Origin of the sequence: Streptococcus sp., assembly GCF_019414905.1 — a bacterium.
Classification (GTDB): Bacteria; Bacillota; Bacilli; order Lactobacillales; family Streptococcaceae; genus Streptococcus.
Map to the genome: position 1 here is coordinate 1 of NZ_DXLC01000116.1, position 1,840 is coordinate 1,840.

At 36.5% G+C, this 1,840-nt stretch carries 3 protein-coding genes; all 3 read left to right on the forward strand.

Annotation, left to right across the window (positions count from 1 at the left end):
• Positions 1 to 530 precede the first annotated feature (530 nt).
• The 3 genes from QZ359_RS03555 to QZ359_RS03565 are packed head-to-tail and all read left to right on the forward strand — an operon-like array spanning position 531 to position 1,784.
• The gene (locus QZ359_RS03555) at positions 531 to 722 is read left to right on the forward strand and encodes a hypothetical protein (RefSeq protein WP_012972435.1); all 192 of its coding nucleotides are present in this window, start codon (positions 531 to 533) and stop codon (positions 720 to 722) included.
• The gene (locus QZ359_RS03560) at positions 719 to 913 is read left to right on the forward strand and encodes a hypothetical protein (protein ID WP_049499537.1); all 195 of its coding nucleotides are present in this window, start codon (positions 719 to 721) and stop codon (positions 911 to 913) included. Before QZ359_RS03555 ends, QZ359_RS03560 begins: the two co-directional genes overlap by 4 nt.
• Positions 900 to 1,784 carry an ABC transporter ATP-binding protein gene (locus QZ359_RS03565; RefSeq protein WP_293960091.1) on the forward strand — a complete coding sequence of 295 codons (885 nt, stop codon included), beginning with the start codon at positions 900 to 902 and terminating at the stop codon, positions 1,782 to 1,784. The genes QZ359_RS03560 and QZ359_RS03565 overlap by 14 nt, the downstream gene beginning before the upstream one ends.
• Positions 1,785 to 1,840: the final 56 nt, after the last annotated feature.

Below are 1,840 nucleotides of genomic sequence, written 5' to 3' on the forward strand. Positions count from 1 at the left end.
GAGTACTTGGTTTGGGACCAAGGTGTCGCAGGTTCGAATCCTGTCTTCCCGATTCATTTCAGAGATACGTGAGTGTATCTTTTTTCTTTTTTTAACTAGATATTATATACATTAAGAGAGAATCAGTTTGATTTTCTCTTTTTTGTTTCTTACTCTGTTTAATAGATACGGTAGTTAATTATACACATTGAAATTTAATAGATTTTATAACTCTTATTAATTCTTATTAATTCTTAATAAAGCAATAGAAGTGTTTTTGTTGAACCTATAATATATGTTTCAATGTTATAAAAATTGCTTCTATTACGAGTTTAGATAAGTATTAGTTTACATTATAGTGTGAATAGGGTTTGATATTTCTTTTGAGGAAGATGCCTTAGATTTTTCTACTTGTGTTTTATTGTATAGTGTATCTTGCTTGTTTTGAACAGAATCTTTTATGACATTTGTCATATCTCCTCATGACAGAAGCTTCTAGTGATTCTACCTTCAAAGAATTATACTAGATGTATCAAGTGGAGGAAGAAAAAATGAAACATAAAGTAATTGTCGCAATGAGTTTAGTAGCAGCAGGAGTCATGACTTATCTCATGTTCTCAGGATTGGATGAAGATTTCTATCATTTTCCTTGGGAGCTATTTGCAGGATTTGGAATGATGTCCTGGCTTATCCGAGAAGGTTTGAAATTAGTCTCAGATGTGAAAAAGGAGTTTGAAAAATGAAAAAAGCGTTTCTCTATCTTTTTATTGGACTATCACTAGTGGTATGGTTGGTAGAAATGTTTACAGGAAGGTTTGATCAAACCTTCCTTCACCAATTCATCCGTGGTGCCTGGGGACTAGGATTTATGATTTTTATCGCCTTTCCTATGGGAAAGGAGTGGCTGAAAGGAGAATATCATGAACATGATTAAGGTAGAAAGCCTAAATAAAAACATCAAGGGCAAGGCTATTTTGAAGGATATTTCCTTTGAGGTAGCTGAAGGTGAATGCGTCGCCTTGATTGGGCCAAATGGTGCTGGGAAGACCACACTCTTGGACTGTCTGCTTGGAGATAAACTGGTCACAAGCGGTCAAGTATCTATTCAAGGTTTACCAGTGACGAGTTCTAAGTTAGACTATACTAGAGCTTACCTCCCTCAAGAAAATGTGATCGTACAGAAATTAAAGGTTAAAGAATTAATTGCTTTCTTTCAAAGTATTTATCCAAACCATTTGAGCAGACAAGAAATTGATCAACTATTGCAGTTTGAACAGCAACAGAAAGAGCAATTTGCAGAAAAATTGTCAGGCGGGCAAAAGCGTCTCTTCTCTTTTGTCTTGACCTTGATTGGGCGACCAAAGCTTGTCTTTTTAGATGAACCAACTGCTGCCATGGATACCTCTACCCGTCAACGTTTTTGGGAAATTGTTCGGGACCTAAAAGCGCAAGGAGTCACCATTCTCTATTCGTCTCATTATATTGAAGAGGTAGAGCATACGGCTGACCGGATTTTGGTTTTAAATAAGGGAGAGTTGATTCGTGATACGACGCCTCTAGCTATGCGTAGTGAGGGAATTGAAAAGCATTTTATCCTTCCTCTGGCATACAAGGAAGTCATTGAGCAGTCTAACTTGGTTGAAAACTGGTCACAAAAACAAGATGCTTTGCAAGTAGTTACACGTGAAGCGGATGCTTTTTGGCAACTATTAGTGCAAGCAGGATGTAGGATTCAAGAAATTGAAGTCAATAATCGTAGCTTGTTGGATACAATCTTTGAAGAAACACAAAAGGGAGATGACTAAGATGAAACGATGGATCGCACTAAACAAGATAGAATTTCTATTGACCAAACGACAAT

Excerpts from the sequence above, each read along its gene's own strand:
- QZ359_RS03560 (WP_049499537.1), top strand. The coding sequence starts at position 719 with ATGAAAAAAGCGTTTCTCTATCTTTTTATTGGACTATCACTAGTGGTA.
- QZ359_RS03555 (WP_012972435.1), top strand. The coding sequence starts at position 531 with ATGAAACATAAAGTAATTGTCGCAATGAGTTTAGTAGCAGCAGGAGTC.
- QZ359_RS03565 (WP_293960091.1), top strand. The coding sequence starts at position 900 with ATGAACATGATTAAGGTAGAAAGCCTAAATAAAAACATCAAGGGCAAG.